This window comes from Idiomarina aquatica (genome assembly GCF_004362895.1).
Lineage (GTDB): Bacteria > Pseudomonadota > Gammaproteobacteria > Enterobacterales > Alteromonadaceae > Idiomarina.
Genome location: NZ_SNXI01000004.1, coordinates 78,744 through 98,331, shown reverse-complemented (window position 1 = coordinate 98,331; position 19,588 = coordinate 78,744). Strand labels below are relative to the sequence as shown.

At 50.3% G+C, this 19,588-nt stretch carries 17 protein-coding genes and 4 tRNA genes; 7 read left to right on the top strand and 14 right to left on the bottom strand.

Going from position 1 to position 19,588, the window contains the following annotated elements; all coding sequences use genetic code 11:
• Positions 1 to 23 precede the first annotated feature (23 nt).
• From DEU29_RS04640 to DEU29_RS04615, 6 genes are read left to right on the top strand one after another with little or no spacing between them, the layout of a single operon-like run.
• On the top strand, positions 24 to 980 hold the full coding sequence (locus tag DEU29_RS04640) for an AAA family ATPase (protein WP_133539088.1): 957 nt from the start codon (positions 24 to 26) through the stop codon (positions 978 to 980).
• 2 nt (positions 981 to 982) lie between these two features.
• Positions 983 to 1,945, top strand: a complete 963-nt coding sequence (locus tag DEU29_RS04635) for a DUF58 domain-containing protein (protein WP_133539087.1) — start codon at positions 983 to 985, stop codon at positions 1,943 to 1,945.
• Between the two features lie 27 nt (positions 1,946 to 1,972).
• On the top strand, positions 1,973 to 2,443 hold the full coding sequence (locus DEU29_RS04630) for a DUF4381 domain-containing protein (RefSeq protein WP_133539086.1): 471 nt from the start codon (positions 1,973 to 1,975) through the stop codon (positions 2,441 to 2,443).
• On the top strand, positions 2,436 to 3,422 hold the full coding sequence (locus tag DEU29_RS04625) for a vWA domain-containing protein (RefSeq protein WP_133539085.1): 987 nt from the start codon (positions 2,436 to 2,438) through the stop codon (positions 3,420 to 3,422). Before DEU29_RS04630 ends, DEU29_RS04625 begins: the two co-directional genes overlap by 8 nt.
• Complete coding sequence (locus DEU29_RS04620; RefSeq protein ID WP_133539084.1) at positions 3,415 to 5,265, top strand: vWA domain-containing protein; 1,851 nt, start codon at positions 3,415 to 3,417, stop codon at positions 5,263 to 5,265. Before DEU29_RS04625 ends, DEU29_RS04620 begins: the two co-directional genes overlap by 8 nt.
• A complete protein-coding gene (locus DEU29_RS04615; RefSeq protein ID WP_133539083.1) occupies positions 5,259 to 7,010 on the top strand; it encodes a BatD family protein in 1,752 nt (583 codons plus the stop codon). The genes DEU29_RS04620 and DEU29_RS04615 overlap by 7 nt, the downstream gene beginning before the upstream one ends.
• A gap of 612 nt (positions 7,011 to 7,622) precedes the next feature.
• Here DEU29_RS04615 and DEU29_RS04610 read toward each other — a convergent pair.
• From DEU29_RS04610 to DEU29_RS04560, 11 genes are all read right to left on the bottom strand, one after another.
• The gene (locus DEU29_RS04610; protein WP_133539082.1) at positions 7,623 to 9,494 is read right to left on the bottom strand and encodes a SurA N-terminal domain-containing protein; all 1,872 of its coding nucleotides are present in this window, start codon (positions 9,492 to 9,494) and stop codon (positions 7,623 to 7,625) included.
• Between the two features lie 156 nt (positions 9,495 to 9,650).
• Positions 9,651 to 9,947: a nucleoid-associated protein HU-beta gene (gene hupB / locus DEU29_RS04605; RefSeq protein ID WP_279513219.1), complete on the bottom strand. Its 297-nt coding sequence runs from the start codon at positions 9,945 to 9,947 to the stop codon at positions 9,651 to 9,653.
• Between the two features lie 285 nt (positions 9,948 to 10,232).
• The gene (gene lon, locus DEU29_RS04600; protein WP_133539080.1) at positions 10,233 to 12,566 is read right to left on the bottom strand and encodes an endopeptidase La; all 2,334 of its coding nucleotides are present in this window, start codon (positions 12,564 to 12,566) and stop codon (positions 10,233 to 10,235) included.
• 122 nt (positions 12,567 to 12,688) lie between these two features.
• Positions 12,689 to 13,966: an ATP-dependent protease ATP-binding subunit ClpX gene (clpX, locus tag DEU29_RS04595; protein WP_133539079.1), complete on the bottom strand. Its 1,278-nt coding sequence runs from the start codon at positions 13,964 to 13,966 to the stop codon at positions 12,689 to 12,691.
• Positions 13,967 to 13,975: 9 nt separating this feature from the next.
• Positions 13,976 to 14,596 (bottom strand): ATP-dependent Clp endopeptidase proteolytic subunit ClpP, encoded by a 621-nt coding sequence (gene clpP / locus DEU29_RS04590; protein ID WP_133539078.1) that lies wholly within the window; start codon positions 14,594 to 14,596, stop codon positions 13,976 to 13,978.
• Positions 14,597 to 14,692: 96 nt separating this feature from the next.
• Positions 14,693 to 15,991 carry a trigger factor gene (gene tig / locus DEU29_RS04585; RefSeq protein ID WP_133539077.1) on the bottom strand — a complete coding sequence of 433 codons (1,299 nt, stop codon included), beginning with the start codon at positions 15,989 to 15,991 and terminating at the stop codon, positions 14,693 to 14,695.
• Positions 15,992 to 16,187: 196 nt separating this feature from the next.
• Positions 16,188 to 16,412: a hypothetical protein gene (locus DEU29_RS04580; protein ID WP_133539076.1), complete on the bottom strand. Its 225-nt coding sequence runs from the start codon at positions 16,410 to 16,412 to the stop codon at positions 16,188 to 16,190.
• Positions 16,413 to 16,524: 112 nt separating this feature from the next.
• A tRNA-Pro gene (locus DEU29_RS04575) sits at positions 16,525 to 16,601 on the bottom strand.
• 32 nt (positions 16,602 to 16,633) lie between these two features.
• Positions 16,634 to 16,709 (bottom strand) — tRNA-His (locus DEU29_RS04570).
• 28 nt (positions 16,710 to 16,737) lie between these two features.
• A tRNA-Arg gene (locus tag DEU29_RS04565) sits at positions 16,738 to 16,814 on the bottom strand.
• 35 nt (positions 16,815 to 16,849) lie between these two features.
• Positions 16,850 to 16,926: transfer RNA gene (locus DEU29_RS04560), tRNA-Pro, on the bottom strand.
• Between the two features lie 284 nt (positions 16,927 to 17,210).
• Here DEU29_RS04560 and folD point away from each other — a divergent pair.
• Complete coding sequence (gene folD / locus DEU29_RS04555; protein ID WP_133539075.1) at positions 17,211 to 18,065, top strand: bifunctional methylenetetrahydrofolate dehydrogenase/methenyltetrahydrofolate cyclohydrolase FolD; 855 nt, start codon at positions 17,211 to 17,213, stop codon at positions 18,063 to 18,065.
• 5 nt (positions 18,066 to 18,070) lie between these two features.
• On the opposite strand, the gene DEU29_RS04550 is transcribed toward folD, so the two are convergent.
• From DEU29_RS04550 to DEU29_RS04540, 3 genes are read right to left on the bottom strand one after another with little or no spacing between them, the layout of a single operon-like run.
• Positions 18,071 to 18,727, bottom strand: a complete 657-nt coding sequence (locus DEU29_RS04550; RefSeq protein ID WP_133539074.1) for a TadE/TadG family type IV pilus assembly protein — start codon at positions 18,725 to 18,727, stop codon at positions 18,071 to 18,073.
• The gene (locus DEU29_RS04545) at positions 18,717 to 19,124 is read right to left on the bottom strand and encodes a hypothetical protein (protein WP_133539073.1); all 408 of its coding nucleotides are present in this window, start codon (positions 19,122 to 19,124) and stop codon (positions 18,717 to 18,719) included. Before DEU29_RS04545 ends, DEU29_RS04550 begins: the two co-directional genes overlap by 11 nt.
• 1 nt (position 19,125) lies before the next feature.
• The gene (locus DEU29_RS04540) at positions 19,126 to 19,584 is read right to left on the bottom strand and encodes a prepilin-type N-terminal cleavage/methylation domain-containing protein (protein ID WP_133539072.1); all 459 of its coding nucleotides are present in this window, start codon (positions 19,582 to 19,584) and stop codon (positions 19,126 to 19,128) included.
• Positions 19,585 to 19,588 lie beyond the last annotated feature (4 nt).

The following is a 19,588-nucleotide window of genomic DNA, read 5'->3' as shown; positions in this document are numbered from 1 at the left end:
TACAAACAGTAAGCAGGAGTCCCATGGCCGCCTCACAATTTAACGCATTACATGAGTTTCTCGACCGTCAGGTATTGGGTCAGCCCGAGTTTACCCGTAATTTGCTGCTCGCCGTGCTGGCGGATGGCCACTTATTGGTCGAGGGTCCGCCTGGTTTGGCAAAGACTCGCGCGGTACAAGCGCTGGCTAAAGGTATCGAAGGCGACTTCCACCGCGTACAGTTTACGCCGGACTTATTACCCGCCGATTTAACCGGTACTGATATCTATCGCCCCGAAAATGGGACCTTTGAATTTCAGCAGGGGCCGTTATTCCATAATTTGATTCTGGCTGATGAAATTAACCGGGCGCCGGCGAAAGTGCAGTCAGCACTGCTCGAGGCTATGGCCGAGCGGCAAATCACCGTCGGCCAGCGTAGCTACCCGCTGCCGGACTTATTCATGGTATTGGCAACACAAAACCCGCTGGAGCAAGAGGGAACCTATCCCTTACCAGAAGCACAGTTAGACCGCTTTTTAATGCACCTGAAGCTCGACTACCCTGACGCGGAAACCGAGCAAAAAATTCTCCGTTTAACGCGTGGCGAGGTGATTGAAGGTGAAGAAGCAATGCCAACGCCGTTAACCCAGGCACAACTGTTTGCTGCCCGTAAGCAGGTGATGCAAATTTACCTGGATGACGCGGTAGAAAACTACCTGGTGCAACTGGTAATAGCGACGCGTCAGCCGGCCAATTACGATAGCGAATTAGCACGTTGGATAGCCTATGGGGCAAGCCCACGGGCCACCATTGCGCTGGAACGTTGTGCTCGCGCCAGTGCCTGGCTGGATGGCCGTGACTTTGTTACGCCGGACGATATCAATAGTGTCGTGCACAACTGTTTGCGGCATCGTATTATTATTAGCTACCAGGCCGAAGCCGATGGCGTAACACCGGACCAAGTGATCGATAAGATCGTGACATTGGTGCCGGCACCCTAACTATGTTGTCGCTTGAGCAGTCTCGGTTTTGGCTGGATAAACTCCACAGTGATGGTTTGCAGCCGGGTATACAGGAACTTATGTATTACCGGACAAAGCTGCCGGCTTTCGCCAAGCATCGTCGCCACCTGCCGGCGGTAAGCCAAAGTGGCCCGTTGCTGAGTAAAACTCGCGGCCGCGGTATGGAGTTTGACGAAGTCCGTCACTATCAGGCTGGTGATGATATTCGCTCGATCGACTGGCGGGTAACGGCACGCACGGGCAAACCACACACCAAGCTTTATCGGGAAGAAAAAGAACGGCCGGTATTTTTAGTTGCCGACCTGGCGCTTACCCAATTATTTGGCAGCCAGCTGTTGTTCAAGTCCGTGCAGAGCTGTCATTTACTCGCTGCTCTGGCGTGGCAGGCACAACAGCGTGGTGACCGGGTTGGCGGTATCATCAGCAATGGCTGGATGCACCGCGAACACAAACCGGCAGCCCGGCAGGCGGGTGTTTTACACTTTTTACACAGTGCTGTCGACATTCACAAAGACAGTTACCACCGTTGGCAACAGCAACAGCGTCCGCATGACGCACCGTTAGCGGACTCCTTGCGGCGCTTACAGCAGCTGGTCAAGCCCGGCAGTTTAATCAATATCATTAGCGATTTTCGCTACATTGATGAGGAACTACTTGAGCTGTTAGCGCGTCTTAACCGACGTAATTCGGTGCGTTGTTTCTGCCTGTATGATCCGATGGAGTGTGAATTGCCGGCGGGCTATTCCAGTCAGCCATTAGCGGTATTTGACGGCCTTCAGCAAGCACAAATCAATTTGGCCGACTCACGCCAGCGGCAACGTTATCACGATAGCGCTAAACAACGTCAGCAACATCAACAACAGCAATTCGAACAGTATGGTTTAGCGCTGACCTATGTCAGTAGTGCCGAGGCACTTGAGCAACAATGGCAATCTCTGCGTTAACAGTTAAAGGATATAGGTAGTCGATTCATGCAACAGGCATCTTTACAACAACTCAACGATATCGTCGAGCCCGGCGCTGCCAGTTGGTGGCCGCCGGCCTGGCCTGTTGTTGCCATTGGCATGGTTATACTGGTCGTTGTCGCTGTTTTATTGTGGTGGTTGTGGCGTCAACATCGGGCACGAAAGCCACAACGCATCGCGTTAGCTAAATTACAACAGCTACAACGTCCGTCAGCCAGTGATATTACGTTGTTATGCAAGCGGGTAGCTCTGGTCTACTTCCCCCGCCAAACTATCGCCAAACTTAATGGTAAAGATTGGCTGACTTTTATTGATGCGCCGGCGGAGTTAGTCACACAACACGATCAATTGCTTTACCAGCCAGCCAATCATGAACTTATCAACGCCTACAAGAACGTGGCGATGCAATGGATTAAGCAGGTTCGCAGCCAGGCGCGCTCGCAGACAAAAAAACAACACCGAGGTGAACATGTTTGAGTTTGCCTGGCCATGGTTATTTATTTTGTTACCCCTGCCCTGGTTGATCCGCTATTTATTACCGGCGGGTTCACCGGCATTATCGGCTATTCGTATCCCCTCACTGAACGGCCTGGCTAATGCGCAACACAGTATGCGCACTAAACCATGGATGTGGATATTGCTGTCGTTATGTTGGCTGTTAGTGCTGGCAGCCGCCGCCAGGCCGCAATGGCTGGGAGAGCCTTTACCGGTGCGCTCCGAAGGCCGTGAGATCATGCTGGCTGTCGATTTATCCGGCAGCATGGAAATTGCCGATATGCAGTTAGACGGCGATAACGTCGACCGGCTGACTATGGTTAAATCGGTGTTGGGCGACTTTATCAGCCGCCGCGAGGGGGACCGACTAGGACTTATCTTTTTTGCCGATACGGCGTTTTTGCAAACCCCCATGACCTACGACCGTGAGACAGTTCGGCAAATGTTGCAGGAATCGGTACTGGGATTGGTGGGCGAGCGCACCGCTATCGGTGATGCCATCGCTTTATCGGTAAAGCGCTTTCGCAGTAAAGAAGAGACCAACCGGGTGCTGGTTTTATTGACTGACGGCCAAAACACCGCTGGTAATCTAACTCCGGATCAAGCATTAGAGTTAGCCGACGCCTTTGACGTGCGTATTTATCCCATAGCCGTGGGTGCCGAAGAAGTCGTGGTCGACAGCTTTTTTGGCCAACGTCGGGTTAACCCAAGTCGCGATCTGGATGTGCCGCTAATGCAGCGGATTGCCGAAACCACCGGCGGCCGCTATTTTCGCGCCCGCAGCACCGAAGAACTTGAGCAAATTTATCAGCTGCTTGATGAGTTAGAGCCAATTGCCGGCTCACCACAGCAGTTGCGACCGCGGCAGGCACTATTTTTCTTGCCTCTGGCCGCGGCATTACTGGTTATGATTATTATTGCGTTGTTGCATCACCGTCCATGGAGGCTTCGCCGTGGCTGACTTTCATTTTTTACGCCCCTGGTGGTTATTGGCACTGTTGCCACTGGCCGCTTTCTATTGGCGGTTATTGGTGATACAAAAAACACAATCGGGTTGGCATCAATGGCTGCCTAATCATTTGGCACAAGTGTTAGTTGCTTCAGGAGGCAAACAAACACCCTGGTCGGCCCACCGCCTGGGCCTATTTTGGCTGATTAGCTCGGTCGCGCTCGCCGGGCCAACCTGGGAACGTTTACCACAACCCGTTTACCAGCTGGAGACCGGACAAGTCGTCATTATGGACATGTCGCCCTCTGTACTTGCCTCCGATATTCAACCCAGCCGCTTAACCCAGCTGCGTTTCAAAGCCATGGATTTGGTCAAGTCCGGACTGGATGGCGATACCGGTCTCATTGCTTATGCCGACGACGCGTTTATTATCAGCCCGCTGACTGCGGATAATAACAACCTACTAAACTTAATTCCGTCATTGTCGCCGGAGATTATGCCGCGCTCAGGTAGCGAGCCGTTACGTGCGCTTAAGTTAGCCGACGAATTGCTACGCAATGCCGGCTATGCCGAAGGTGACATCTACTGGCTAACTGACGGCATAGCAACCAGTGAACTCAATGCCTTGACTCAATACCTGCGTCAACAGTCACACCGGGTCTCGATACTTGGCGTTGGCACCGAGCAAGGCGCGCCAATCCGCGACAGCGACGGCAACCTGCTTAAAGACCGCTTTGGACAAACGGTAATCGCCAAATTAGTACCGTCACGTTTAAGCGATTTAGCACGTTTAACGGGCGGGATTTATGAAACCGTGCGTGCCGACAATAGCGATATTGCCCAATTTGTTCAGCAACCGCCGTTGACTCGGGAAGGCAAGGACGGAGACCAACAGCAACAAGGTGACCAGTGGCGCGACAACGGCCCTTTTTTGGCATTGCTACTGATACCCATTATGCTGTTTAGCTGGCGTCGCGGCGGCAGTTTAGGCACATGGTTGGCGCTGGCTCTGTTACCGTTGCTGTCCATGACGTCAACTCAGGTTATAGCGCAAGAGCAAAAAAGTGCGCCGTCCTGGTGGCTTAATCAATCGCAGCAGGCGCAGCAACTGTTAATGCAAGAGGATTATCAGGCAGCGGCTGAACTTAGTCGAGACCCACTACGCCGCGGCGTAGCGCAATACCGCGCTGGTGATTATAGCGCCGCCGCGGACAGTTTTGCCCAACTCGACAGCGCCGAGGGTTGGTATAACCGCGGTAATGCGCTGGCACAACAGCAACAGTTTGAAGCCGCTAAAGAAGCCTATCAAACCGCTTTGGATAAAAAACCAAACTGGACCGAAGCCGAACAAAATTCAGCATTAATGGACGAGCTTTTACAGGAGCAACAGCAGCAACAACAGGGCGAAAACGACCAGCAGGATGGCGAGCAGGAGCAAGACGACAGCCGCCAGCAACAGGGCCAGAATCAGGATAACCAAAACCAAAATAACGATGCCGGCAATAATCAGGGTCAACAAGGCGAATCGCAGCAAAGCCAACAACAAGATCAGTCAGACGACGGCAAGCAAGAAGGCGAAGCCGAACAAAAACCGCAGCAACAACAGCCACAAAATCGCGAGCAACAGGCGCAACAAGACGGTCAACAAGATGCTAACCCGCAACAGCAACAACGTAATAGCCAGACTCAATTTGCTGACGATATTGACCCTGAACGCGCGCAACAACTGGAGCAATGGATGAACCGTATTCCGGACGACCCGAGTATTCTGCTGCGCAATAAAATGTTACTGGAAAGCCAACGACGGAATCAACGGCGGGCATCACAACCCGAGGGAGTAAAACAAAAATGGTAAGGTCGATAAAGCAACTAACCGGCTTTATACTGCTAAGTGTCAGTACCCTGTTTGGTACTTTATGTGCTACACCGGCCTACGCTCAGGTCACTACTATCGAAGCCTCGGTCGACAAAAATCCGGTTATCGTCGATGAATCTTTTGTGCTGACGGTAACCTTTAATGATGATGTCGACAGTTCAGCCTTTCAGCCACAGCAATTACTCAGTGATTTTATCGTCGGTCGTACCTCAGTCAGCCGACAAACATCTATCGTCAATGGTGACCTGAGTAAATTAACGCGCTTTACCACCGTGCTAATTGCCAGACAACAAGGTGACTACACCATTCCGGCGATTATGATGGATGGCGCACAATCGCAACCAATCACTGTGGAGGTGCTACCTGCAGGGAGTGACACCAGTTCCCGCTCGGATAAAATCGCCTTTATCGAAAGCACCCTAGACAGTCAGTCGGTATTCCTGCAACAACCATTTACCTATATTGTGCGGCTTTATCTGGCGGCAGATTTAAATAAAGGTAACTTGATGCCGCCGAAAATGGAGCATGCTGACATTCGTCAGATAGGTTCTGACGAAGAGTCCACGAAAATGCTCAATGGACGGCGTTATAAGGTTTATCAACGAACCTACCAGATAACCCCCAACAAGTCGGGGGAGTTTGACATTGAGGGCGCACGGTTCGATGGTGAGGTCTATGCCGAAGGACAGCGCTCTATTTTCTCATCCTTCTCCAATACACAGCCGGTAAGTACTATCGGTAAAACGGTTTCGGTACAGGTCAAGCCGGTACCGGCAAACTGGCAGGGCCATTGGTTGCCCAGTGAATTAGTCACTATTTCGCAATCACTGACGCCGGAAAAATCCAGCATCGATGTAGGTGAACCCATTACGCTGAGTTACCAATTAACTGCTGTTGGTGTGAAGCCCGAGCAATTGCCGGCAATTCAACCGCAATTCCCCGATTCGGTAAGGGTTTATCCAGACAACGAAAAAACAGACCAATTTGTCCGCAACGGCGTAACCATTGCCCAAAAAACCATGAGTTATGCAGTGGTTCCCAATGAACCGGGCAGTCTGCAATTACCTGCACTTGAGATCCCATGGTTTAATACCAAGCGGGGTCAACGTGATATTACCCGTACCGACGCTGTCAACCTGACGGTTAATGGGGTTGTTAACGAGCTGAATGATACAGACTCGCAGGCAGAGCCAGAGCCGAAAACTGAGACTCCTGCTAAAGATGATCAGGCCGGCTCAGCGCAGAATCAAAAAGACACGCTCACAGAGTCCGCTGGTCAGCGTGTTATTAGCGTACTGGCGGCATTATTGGGTATATCACTGCTGGGCAACCTGGCGTGGTTCTGGCGCCGCAAAAAGCGTCAACCAACGGAGGTGCCAAACCGCCGTAGTGCAGAGAAACCGCTAACCGACAATCAGCAGTGGCGTAACTTCCAGAAAGCCTGTGCCGACAACCACGCCCGTAAAGCAGATGAATTCCTGCGCAAGTGGGCACAGCAGCGCTTTAATAAACGGCTGGTCGCGTTGGGTGATTTGGCACGCTGGGTGGCGCAAGGGAACAGTGTCGATGAAAATTTACAGCAGCAATTAAATACCCTGCAACAATCGCTTTTCAGTGCAACAAAACCAAAATGGACGGACGGCAAAACACTGTATCAGAGCTTGCGCAAAGCTCTGGACAAACAGCCTAAACCTCGCCGCAACGACCTACCCTCGTTGTATTAACCGCGTGGTTTCGAAAGAACCCGCAGGCGAATTTATACGTTGCGTCCCGCCGGTGCGTTCACCCGTAGGCGAAGGGTGTTATGCCCCGCCGGTGCGCACACCCCAGGCGGCGGGTGGTTCTGCCCCGACGGTGCGCACACCCACAGGCGGCGGGTGGTTCTGCCCCGCCGGTGCGCAAACCCGCAGGCGGCGGGTGGTTCTGCCCCGCCGGTGCGCTCCCTTCGGTCGCTAAACCGGCGGTTACACACGATCTGCCATGATTAAACAGCCGAGCGAGCCTCATCGCATTGAATGCTATTTTGCGTAAATCCCTAAAAAGAATTCAACCGTTAAACGATAAAAATGAAATGGCTCTGTCGTTGCAACGAAGCCATGGAAGATCGTAAGTACCCGTCGGTTTAGCGACCGCAGGGAGCGTAACGGCGGGGCTGAGCCACCCGTCGCCTGAGGATGAACGCACGGGCGGGGCTGAGCCACCTATCGCCTGAGTATGACCGCACGGGCGGGCCTGAGCCCCCCATCACCTGCGGATGAACGCACTGACGGGGCGCTGTGCCCAAAAAAAACCCCGGCGAAAGCCGGGGCGTTTGTAGCTATTGAGGCTGTTTTCGCCTAATTATCTTTACGGATAATATCAGCGTCCTGCTTCAGCGTATCAATGAACGCCTGTAGCATGATTTGTGCCTGGCGGTTGCTCAGCTGTTCACGTACTTGCTGAGATTGCTCACCCAACTCTGCATTACCTTCAGTAACATTGGTCAGTGCAATAACTGCCGCATCACCATTTGGCAACTCGACTGCCTGCATCGCAAGCTCTTCACCGGCTTTAGGTGCCATCCGGAAAACGTTCTGCAGCACACCACGAGGGTGTTCTTGCGAACTCATACCGATGCTGTCAAACCAAACCACTTTATCGTCTAACTCGCTACTACCCTCAGACCACTGCTGTTGCCACTGTTGTGCTTGTTCCAGTGCCATCTGCTGTGCCTTTTCGGTGCGTAACTGTTGTTCGATTTGCGCACGCACATCTGCTAACGGACGAATCTGCTGCGGCTGATGGTCTACCACACGAACAACCAACGAACGATCGTCCGAAGTCTCGATAATATCGCTATTTAAGCGCTCATCGATCAATTGCTCAGCAAAGATATTATTCAGAATAACATCGTCACTCAGTGGCGTTGGAGCGCGTTCACGGGCAAATAAATCGGTAGTACGCACGGTCTCGCCAATAGCTTCCGCTGCCGGCTCCAGAGTGTCAGGTTGCTCAAAACTGATTTCAGCTAAATCCTGTTGTAACTGGAAGTAACGGTCTTCTAACTGTTGCTCAACCAGTTGCTGACGAACCTCGTCCCTTACCTCTTCAAACGGAGTCACTGAGCCCGGTCGCAAATCCGTTAACTTGATAATGTGATAACCAAAACTGGTCTCGACGATACCCGTGATATCTCCGACTTCTTCCAACGCAAACGCCGCCGCATCGAAGTCTTCGTCCATCATGCCACGTTCAATCCACTCCAGGTCACCACCAACTTCTGCTGAGAAGGTATCATCAGAGTATTCCATCGCAACATCGCCAAAGTCACCGCCCTGCTCCAGTGCTGCCAGCGCCTGCTCTGCTTTTTGCTCGGCATTATCGGTTGAGTGTTCAACCAGGATGTGTGAAATACGGCGCTCTTCTTCGGTACGATACTGGTCAATGCGGTTATCGTAAAATTCGCGCACTTCTGACTCGGCAATATCAATATCAGCCATCAAATCAGCTTTAGATAGTTCGACATAAGCCACCTGGATGCGCTCCGGCGCCTGAAAAGCCTGACTGTTATCTTCGTAGTATTGCGTGATTTCCTGTTCACTCAACTCAACCTGATCGACATAGTCGGCATTACGGGCAACTAAATAACCGCCTGAACGCGTTTGTTGCTGTAAACGCAGTAGCGCCAACACTTCAGAATCGAGTGCAAATTCGCTACCTGCCAGCGCCTGTAAAAGCTGACTACGTAATAGATCGCTTTGCATTAGAGTGGCAAAGCTTTCCGGTGTGTAGCCGGCATTACGCAACGCCATCAGGTACACGTCATTGTCGAATTGACCGGCGGTACGAAACGCCGGGATATCGCGAATTTCTTGTTTTACCTGGGCAGAAGAAATGCGCATGCCGTTATTTTGAGCGTACTGAACTAATAGTTGCTGCTCAATTAACTGATTCATGACATTGGCGCGCACAGTCTGCATATAGCCAGGATCAGAACTGATGGCATCGAACATGTCGCCAAATTGTTGCTGCAATCGGCTACGCTCATTCTCGTATGCCCGGTCATATTCCGTTTGTGTTATTTCAGCGCCGTTTACTTCGGCCACCGTGGTATCAGCACCGCCGGTTACATAGCTACCCACCCCTGCTAACGCAAAGGTTAAAATAATCAGCACCAGAACGGCTTTCGCAGCAAAACTCTGCGATCCTTCTCGTATCCGCTCTAACATAATCAGAACTTCCTTCGTGGTTTAATTATCGACGGCACATTATAGCGAAAACGCACTAAAACTCACCCTTTCGACAAAAAAATAACCCGGAGCTTCTAAACTCCGGGTTATTATTTACTCAAAATCTTTTATAAAAAAAGCGCGTTAGCGCCTCAATTAATTTACTGCGTCTTTCAGTGCTTTACCGGCTTTGAAAGAAGGTACTTTTGCAGCAGCGATTTGAATAGTTTCACCCGTTTGTGGGTTACGACCCGTGCGCGCAGAACGCTCACGTACGCTGAATGTACCAAAACCAACCAATGCTACTTGGTCGCCTTTTTTCAGAGCTTCGGTTACTGCATCAGTCATCGAGTCCAGAGCACGACCAGCAGCAGCTTTAGAGATATCTGCACCTGCCGCGATTTTGTCAATTAGCTGAGACTTATTCACAGTATCATCCCCTTCGATTGTTATTATCAAATTTCCGTGGTTCCATTCGGATTTTTTAAATGGGCCGAAGTTGTTATATCAAGCTTAGTTTGAATGTTCAACACCATTGTTACCGAACTTTTCCTGTCCAGCTGCCCGGCTACCACTTGTGCCATAGCAAGCTTTCACACTTAGGCTACCACAGTCGTTACGTTTGAAAACCCTTTTTTCCACATTTTTAACGAAAAAATGCGGCCTGTAGGCGTATTTCTATGCCATAGACCGCATTCTGCCGTTTTCGATACAAAACGCTATACGACTTTTGTACTATTAAGCCATCGGATTTTTTTCCAGCGCTACTGCCAGCACCTCGTCAATCCACTGCACAGGCTGAATTTTAAGATCTTGCTTAACGTTATCAGCAATCTCTTTTAAGTCACGCTCATTGTCTTTGGGAATCAACACGTGCTTGATACCACCGCGATGGGCTGCCAGCAGCTTCTCTTTCAGGCCGCCGATAGCTAACACCTCGCCACGCAGCGTAATCTCGCCGGTCATCGCAACTTCTGAACGAACCGGGATTTTGGTCAATGACGAAACTAATGCAGTGACCATTGCAATACCGGCGCTGGGCCCATCTTTGGGTGTTGCGCCCTCAGGCACGTGCACGTGAATATCACGTTTCTCGTGGAAGTCATCGGCAATACCCAGCTTATCCGCACGGCTACGAACCACCGTCAATGCGGTTTGAATCGACTCTTGCATAACATCGCCCAGTGAACCGGTCGAGGTGATTTTACCCTTACCGGCAACATTGGTCGCCTCAATGGTCAGCAGGTCGCCGCCTACCTCGGTCCATGCTAAACCAGTAACCTGGCCGATTTGGTTTTCTTCCTCGGCTTTACCGTAGTCAAACCGTTGCACACCCAGGAAGTCACTGAGGTTGTCATCTGAGATCTCGACATGTTTAATCGACTTATCCAATAAGATGGTTTTAACCGCTTTACGGCACAGACGCGATAATTCACGCTCTAAATTACGCACACCGGCTTCGCGGGTGTAATAACGAATAATGCCAATAATGGCAGAGTCATTAACCGTAATTTCTTTAGCTTTCAGACCATTACGTTCGATTTGCTTCGGTAGCAAGTGGCGTTTAGCGATATTCAGTTTTTCGTCTTCGGTATAACCTGATAAACGGATCACTTCCATCCGGTCCAGCAATGGCGCCGGAATATTCATACTATTCGAGGTTGCCACAAACATCACGTCAGACAAATCGTAATCAACTTCCAGGTAATGATCGTTAAAGTTGATATTTTGTTCCGGATCCAGCACTTCGAGCAACGCCGATGCCGGATCGCCACGCATATCAGCAGACATCTTATCGATTTCGTCCAGCAGGAATAGCGGGTTGCGTACCCCGACTTTCGACATCTTCTGAATCAGTTTACCCGGCATTGAACCAATATACGTACGGCGGTGACCACGTATTTCGGCTTCGTCACGTACGCCGCCTAACGCCATGCGAACGTACTTACGTCCGGTTGCTTTGGCAATTGATTGACCCAGCGACGTTTTACCCACGCCCGGCGGGCCAACTAAGCACAGAATAGCGCCTTTAACCTTGCTGGTACGTTGCTGCACCGCAAGATACTCAATAATGCGCTCTTTAACTTTTTCCAGTCCATAATGATCGGCATCAAGAATTTGTTCTGCATTGGCCAGATCTTTCTTAATACGCGATTTTTTCTTCCACGGAATGGATACCATCCAATCGATGTAACCACGCACAACGGTCGCTTCTGCAGACATCGGCGACATCATCTTAAGTTTAGACAGCTCTGCTTCGACTTTTTTGCGGGCTTCCGCCGGCATTTGCGCATCATCAATCTTTTTCTGTAGTTGCTCGAACTCATCGACGCCATCTTCGCCCTCACCAAGTTCTTTCTGAATAGCCTTCATCTGCTCGTTCAGATAGTACTCGCGCTGGCTTTTTTCCATCTGCTTTTTAACCCGGCTGCGAATGCGCTTTTCGACCTGCAGAATATCGATTTCGCCTTCCATTAGCGCCATCAGGTATTCGATACGCTCGCGCACATCGGTAATTTCCAGCACGTGCTGTTTATCCGCCAGTTTTAACGGCATATGCGCTGCCATAGTGTCAGCCAGGCGGTCACAGTCATCGATGCCCGACAACGAGGTCAGTACTTCAGGCGGAATCTTCTTATTCAGCTTTACGTAGCCTTCAAATTGATTCATCGCCGAGCGCAACATCACTTCCTGTTCTTTTTCCGGCAATTCTTCCGAGGCCAGGTAATGGATGCTGGCTTTAAAGTAATCGTCGTCATCCTGCAACTCATCCAGTTGCGCACGCTGTTGTCCCTCGACCAGCACTTTAACTGTACCGTCGGGCAGTTTCAGCAATTGCAGCAAGGTGGCTACCGTTCCCACGCGATAAATATCGTCTTCTGTCGGTTCGTCGACAGACGCATCTTTCTGTGCTGCCAAAAACACTTTTTTGTCCGCATCCATTGCCGCTTCCAGGCAACGGATAGATTTTTCGCGGCCAACAAAGAGTGGAATAACCATATGCGGGTACACCACTACGTCTCGTAACGGCAGAACAGGCATTGATAATTGTTCTGTACGTTCTTCGCTCATTAATTTCTCCCGACCTTAGTTATAACTGTTATATGCGGTCTGCTCGGCAAAGTTCAATGTCTGACAGAAAAAAAGGGCCAAACGGCCCTTTTTTGCACACTTTTTGGGCTAAAAGTCGCCTTTTATTCACCAGAAGCTTGTTTTTCCTTGTTTTGATTTGCATAAATCAAAATAGGATCCGACTCACCGGCAATCACCGATTCATCGACAACAACTTTGGCAACGCCCTCGATAGACGGTAAATCGTACATGGTGCCAAGTAACACGTCTTCAACGATAGAACGCAGGCCGCGCGCGCCGGTACGACGAGACATCGCTTTTTTCGCTATCGCATGCAGGGCATCGTCACGGAACTCAAGCTCTACGTCTTCCATTTCGAATAATGCAGAGTATTGCTTAGTTAAGGCATTTTTCGGCTCTTTCAAAATCTGCACTAAGGCATCTTCATCCAGCTCATCCAGTGTCGCCACAACCGGCAGACGTCCGATAAACTCAGGAATTAAGCCATACTTGACCAGATCTTCCGGCTCCACCTGTGCAATAACTTTACCTTCTTCAGCACGGTCTTTACTTTTAACTTCGGCACCAAAGCCAATGCCGGTACCGGTTGCCAGGCGTTGCTCAATAACTTTACTAAGCCCCGCAAATGCACCACCACAAATAAACAGAATTTTCGAGGTATCAACCTGCAAAAACTCCTGTTGAGGATGCTTGCGACCACCCTGCGGTGGCACTGACGCTACCGTACCTTCAATCAGTTTTAACAGCGCCTGCTGTACGCCCTCACCGCTGACGTCACGGGTAATGGACGGGTTATCTGACTTGCGCGAAATCTTGTCGATTTCGTCGATATAAACAATACCGCGCTCGGCTTTTTCAACGTCGTAGTCACATTTTTGCAGCAGCTTCTGAATAATGTTTTCGACGTCTTCACCAACATAACCGGCTTCAGTCAGAGTCGTCGCGTCGGCCATAGTAAATGGCACATCCAGGTAGCGCGCCATAGTCTCTGCCAGAAACGTCTTACCCGAGCCTGTTGGACCAATCAGCAAAATATTACTTTTGCCAAGTTCAATCTGATCTTTACCCTTACCACTATTGCGCAGTCGTTTGTAGTGGTTGTATACCGCTACCGACAGCACGCGCTTAGCGCGATCCTGACCAATAACATAATCATCCAGGTTGCCACGGATCTCTTTCGGAACCGGCAGTTTCTCTTCGGCCGCCGCCGGTGCTATATCCTGAATTTCTTCTTTTAAGATGTCATTACACAGATCCACGCACTCATCACAAATAAATACAGATGGACCTGCAATCAGCTTTTTAACCTCGTGCTGACTTTTACCGCAAAAGGTGCAGTACAACGGCTTTTCGCCTTCACCTTCGGTTTTATCAGTCATGCTGTTCTCCTACTGCTCTTCGCCACGCTGATTCAGAATACCGTCGACTAACCCGTAGTTAACCGCTTCTTCTGCTGCCATAAAGTAATCGCGGTCAGTGTCCTGTGCGACTTTGTCATAATCCTGACCGGTGTTCTCTGCTAGCATACGGTTTAAACGCTCTTTAAGATCCAAAATCTGTTTAGCGTGAATCTCGAAATCAGACGCTTGCCCCTGGAAACCACCCAGCGGCTGGTGGATCATTACCCGCGAATTAGGCAAACAATAACGCTTACCCTGAGCACCACCGGCTAACAAGAATGCACCCATACTGGCTGCTTGCCCCATACAAACGGTACTCACGTCCGGTTTAATAAAGCGCATGGTGTCGTAAATGGCCATGCCGGCAGTTACCACGCCACCCGGCGAGTTAATGTACAGATAAATGTCTTTATCCGGGTTATCCGACTCTAAAAATAATAACTGAGCAACGATAAGATTAGCCATGTGGTCTTCCACCTGGCCACAACAAAAAATCACGCGCTCTTTAAGCAAACGTGAATATATATCATATGAACGCTCGCCCTTAGCAGTTTGTTCTACCACCATTGGGACAAGCTGTGCCATCGGATCCTGAATATCACTCGACATTAATTTAATGCTCCTGAAATAAAAATGGCTCGTATGAGGTCATACGAGCCATTAAACCAAGCACAGACGGCGTCCGTCAAGGACGACGTCAGCTAATTACTGCTTCGGGTTCATGATGTCGTCGAAGCTGGCTTTCTTTTCAGTGACCTTAGCCTGCTCCAGTACGTAATCAATGGCTTGTTCTTCCAGAGCCAGATTGCGCACTTGCTGCATCATATCGTTGTTTGACTTGTAGTAAGCCACAACTTCTTCCGGATCTTCATAAGCTGAAGCTGCGTTAGCAATGATGGTGTCGACTTTTTCATCATCAGGCTTCATCTCGTTTTGACGAATAACTTCACCTAATAATAAACCGACTTTAACGCGCTCTTTGGCTTGTTCTTCGAACAACTCTGCCGGTAAATCAGGCATTTGTTCAGCATTACCACCAAAACGTTGAGCTGCTTGCTTACGCAACGCGTCAATTTCCTGATCGATCATTGCTTTTGGCAATTCGACTTCATTCTGTTCAACAATTCCTTTCAGGACTTGATCTTTGATCTTGCCTTTCAGAGCATTGTTTAACTCGCGTTCCATGTTCTTACGCACTTCGTCTTTAAGTGCGTCAACACCGCCTTCTTTAACGCCGAACAAAGCAACAAACTCGTCGTTCAGCTCAGGCAATTCACGCTCTTCAACTTTGCTCGCGGTAACCACGAACTGCGCTTCTTTACCTTTAAGGTTTTCAGCGTGATAGTCTTCCGGGAAGGTGACTTCGATAGTCTTCTCTTCGCCCGCTTTAATGCCTTTGATTTGGTCTTCAAAACCAGGGATCATGCGGCCTTCGCCAAGCTCCAGCTGGAAGTCTTCGGCTTTTCCGCCTTCGAACTCTTCGCCGTCAATTGAGCCGACAAAGTTCATGGTAACGCGGTCGCCTTTTTTCGATTTACGCTTAACTTCTTTCCAGCCCGCATGTTGCTTACGCAGGGTTTCCAGCATGTTATCAACGTCTTCTTCTGTCACTTCGACAGCAGGCTTTTCGATGGCAACTTTATCTAAGTTCTTAACTTCAACTTCTGGGTAAACTTCAAAAGTTGCAGTAAATTCAAGATCTTTGCCGGGTTCATTCACTTTAGGTTCAATCGCCGGAGCGCCAGCAGGGTTAATTTTTTCCTGCATTACCGCTTCATAGAACTTGCTTTGCATAACGCCAGAAGCGGCGCGCGAGCGTGCTTCACGGCCAAATAGCTTCTGCAGCACGTGCGGCGGGATTTTACCTTTACGGAACCCGTTAACGCGACGGTGACGATATTCTTCTTTCAGTAAACGTTTGACTTCGTTGTCAATAGTGTCCGCCGGGACCGAAATTGTCACGCGACGTTCTAAACCTTGAGTTGTCTCTACAGAAACCTGCATTGCTTCATTACCTCGGTTTCAATCAATGAATGTTGTTTGCCCATAAAGCCTTTATTTATCATTTAGGTGCCGGGCGCAACAACGGCGTTGACCTTTAAAAATGACGCAGCATTATAGCGGGCTAACCGGTCGGAGTCGAGAGGGTATTAGGAAAAAACGTAGAGAACGTGCGCAGATGCGCACGTGGGTGTTCAGATTACTCTTCTAACTGCAGAATTAAGTTATTGATTTCGCCTAATCGGTCAGGCTTGTCAGCACCCATATTTTCCTGGTCTGCCACTTCGGTTTCGTATTCGTCGTAACGCCACTGCTTTAGAATTTTCAGTTTTTGCTCTTTACTGAAATCGCTGCGGTTAACGACGTCCTCGGGCTGTCCAAAGGCGCCTGCGGGATTGCGCATACAGGTTTCAAAATCTGCCATGACTAAACCTCCGTTTTGCTCACGCGTAGTATTGTCGCTGATCCTATTATAAAGGATAGTCCTACTGCGAAATTACGCAACCAATAGAAGATTTGATCAGAATTGTAATAAATGGTCGGCGAGACTGGATTCGAACCAGCGACCCCTTGGACCCAAACCAAGTGCGCTACCAAACTGCGCTACTCGCCGATGACCTTATTATACGCTGGAGATAAAAGAAGTGGGGTGGATGATGGGACTTGAACCCACGACAACCGGAATCACAATCCGGGGCTCTACCAACTGAGCTACACCCACCACTGAGTGATTTCTTCTTGGCGCGTTCTGGCGCACCCGGCAGGATTCGAACCTGCGACCGACGGCTTAGAAGGCCGTTGCTCTATCCAGCTGAGCTACGGGCGCAATCGAACATTCCTGCTACCGCCTGCTTTAACGAATGGTCGGCGAGACTGGATTCGAACCAGCGACCCCTTGGACCCAAACCAAGTGCGCTACCAAACTGCGCTACTCGCCGAACTTACGATAAAGCTGTGACGGCCTTGGTGGCCGACAACGGGGGCGAATATTACCTGTTGAGGTCACTATCGTCAAACATTTTTTGCGAATGTATCGCTAACTGCCTACTTTTGCAACAAGCTGTCTATTTTTACCACAATAGTCACTGCGGTTGCTATCATAATAAACCGTTTTGGGTACGCCGTGTTACAGTGACAAGCTCGGCTAAAACTCGTAAACTATAGCGCCATAAGTAACGTACAGAAACACATTCACGCACAGCGATTGGGGAATCACAACAACATGCCCGCACAAATCATCGATGGTAAAGCCATTGCCGCAACTGTCAGAGAACAAGTTAAGTCACAAATAGCAGAACGGGTTAACACTGGCCTGCGGGCGCCGGGATTAGCCGTAGTGTTGGTCGGCAGCGACCCGGCTTCGGAAGTTTACGTCGGCAACAAACGCCGCGCCTGCCAGCAAGTTGGGATAAAGTCTTTTGACTTTAATAAGCCGGAGACTACGTCACAGGCTGAATTAGAAGCGTTAATCGACCAGCTTAACGAAGATGATGCGGTCGACGGTATTTTGTTGCAATTACCGCTGCCGGCCGGCCTTGATCCAACGCCCATTCTGGAACGCATCCGCCCGGATAAAGACGTCGATGGCTTTCATCCCTATAACATCGGCCGCCTTGCGCAACGCATACCGGCCTTGCGCCCATGCACGCCTAAAGGTGTGATCACCTTATTGGAAAGCACCAAAGTCGACTTACACGGCCTTAATGCGGTGGTTGTTGGCGCTTCTAATATCGTCGGCCGCCCGATGAGTCTGGAGTTACTGCTGGCCGGTGCTACCACCACAGTCTGCCACCGTTTTACCAACGATCTTGAGAAGCATGTGCGCCGCGCTGATATTGTCGTGGTTGCTGTGGGTAAACCTGAATTTGTTCCGGGGGAATGGATCAAGCCGGGTGCAATTGTCATCGATGTAGGCATGAATCGTCTGCCGGATGGCCGCCTGACCGGTGATGTTGAATATGCAGCCGCTGCCGAACGCGCTGGCTGGATAACACCGGTACCCGGTGGCGTTGGCCCAATGACCGTCGCGTCGTTAATCGAAAACACCCTGCAAGCCTGCGTCGAATACCACGATTAAACCGGTTACTTACGGTAGCCACTTAACATTTCGTGTTCTGCACTACTGTTGAGTGGCCACTGCGGCTGACCCGCACTATTCCCCAACAGGCACTCTCCCCGCCGTTTTGCGATTAGGCTGAGAAACTCGGCCGCCAGCGGGATTTTTAAATTTTCGCACCACTGAGTTTCGATAACCAAGCGCCTGGCAGCAGCCCACTGATCGTTGTTTTGTTTTGCTTTACGAGCTGCATAGTGGTCTACCGGGATTTCGGTCACCCATTGCTGTTGTTCAACGTTCCAGCGCCGTTGTGAGAATTGCTTAAACTGCTCGTCTGTCGGCTGACGTACTTTGATACTGCCATACAAACTATAATGTAATGTTTGTTCGGCAACCGCTGCCAGCGACGCCACTAACGGTTGCTCGTGGTTTAGCTGCGGCTTGATCCCGGCCATAGCACCAATCAGGGTCATACGCATTTTTTGCTGACTACCGTGATTAATGGCACCGGTGCGCGCGGCGTATTGGGTCGCCGTGTGCAGCGTTTGCTGCGCCCACCATAACCAAAAAAGTTGCACCACAAAGCAAATCGCCAGCAAAATAATCGGCCAGGCGATGATGAATTCGGTCACCGCCTGAGCCTGTTGCCGTTTGTGGCTGCTCTGCGGCCTATTAGTTAACATAACCTATCACCTTGACGGTTAACGTCGGCGGTTGCCAATTATAAGCCGGCGGATTACCCGCATCCCCCAGCAGTAACCGCGGTGCCGCTAAAGCCACCTCGGTTTGCATGAGCAACACGTGTTGCTGGGGCTGAAAACGCCACTCTGCTGTTTCCGGAAAACTTAGTCGATGCGGCAGCAAACCGGCGCTGAGTAGTTCATCCTGATTCAGCGCAAACCGTTGTTGCTGTTTAAAAAATGCTCGCTGCGCCTGTTTTAGTTGCAACAACGCGTGCTGCCATTGCTGCATCCGCTGCAATTGCTGTTGCTGCTGCCATAAGTTAATCCACACCAGGCTCAGCGTTGCGGCAACTGCCAGCGCCGCAACACTACTTATTAAGGTCATCCCGCGGGGCATGTTAGCCCTGGAAGGTGATTGTTAGGGTATCAGTCATATAACTCGCAACCACCGCAAGATCTGTGTATTCCTTAACCATACGCTCACCCTCGGTCGAAGATGTGACCCCAGAAAAAGTCACCGTATACCTTGTTAAATCTCCAACATCGGCACTTACACTGACATCACCACCCCAGGGATTCTTCTCCACTCCGTCACCCCAGGTTTCCGGCACTGCACCGATCGCACTTAACTCACTAATACTAATGCCGGTAAAAACACCGGTATTCGGGCGCCACATTTGTGCCCCCGACTGCAGCGTCGTAATCATGCTCTTGGCTTCCGATATCCGCGAGTTGGATACCGCCCAATCGCGCAATACCAATGTGCCCAGCGTAGCAATGGCAATAATACTCAATACTGCCAGTACTTCGATAAAGGTGAATCCGCTTACCCGCGGTAGTGTTGTACGTCCGGTCATTGTT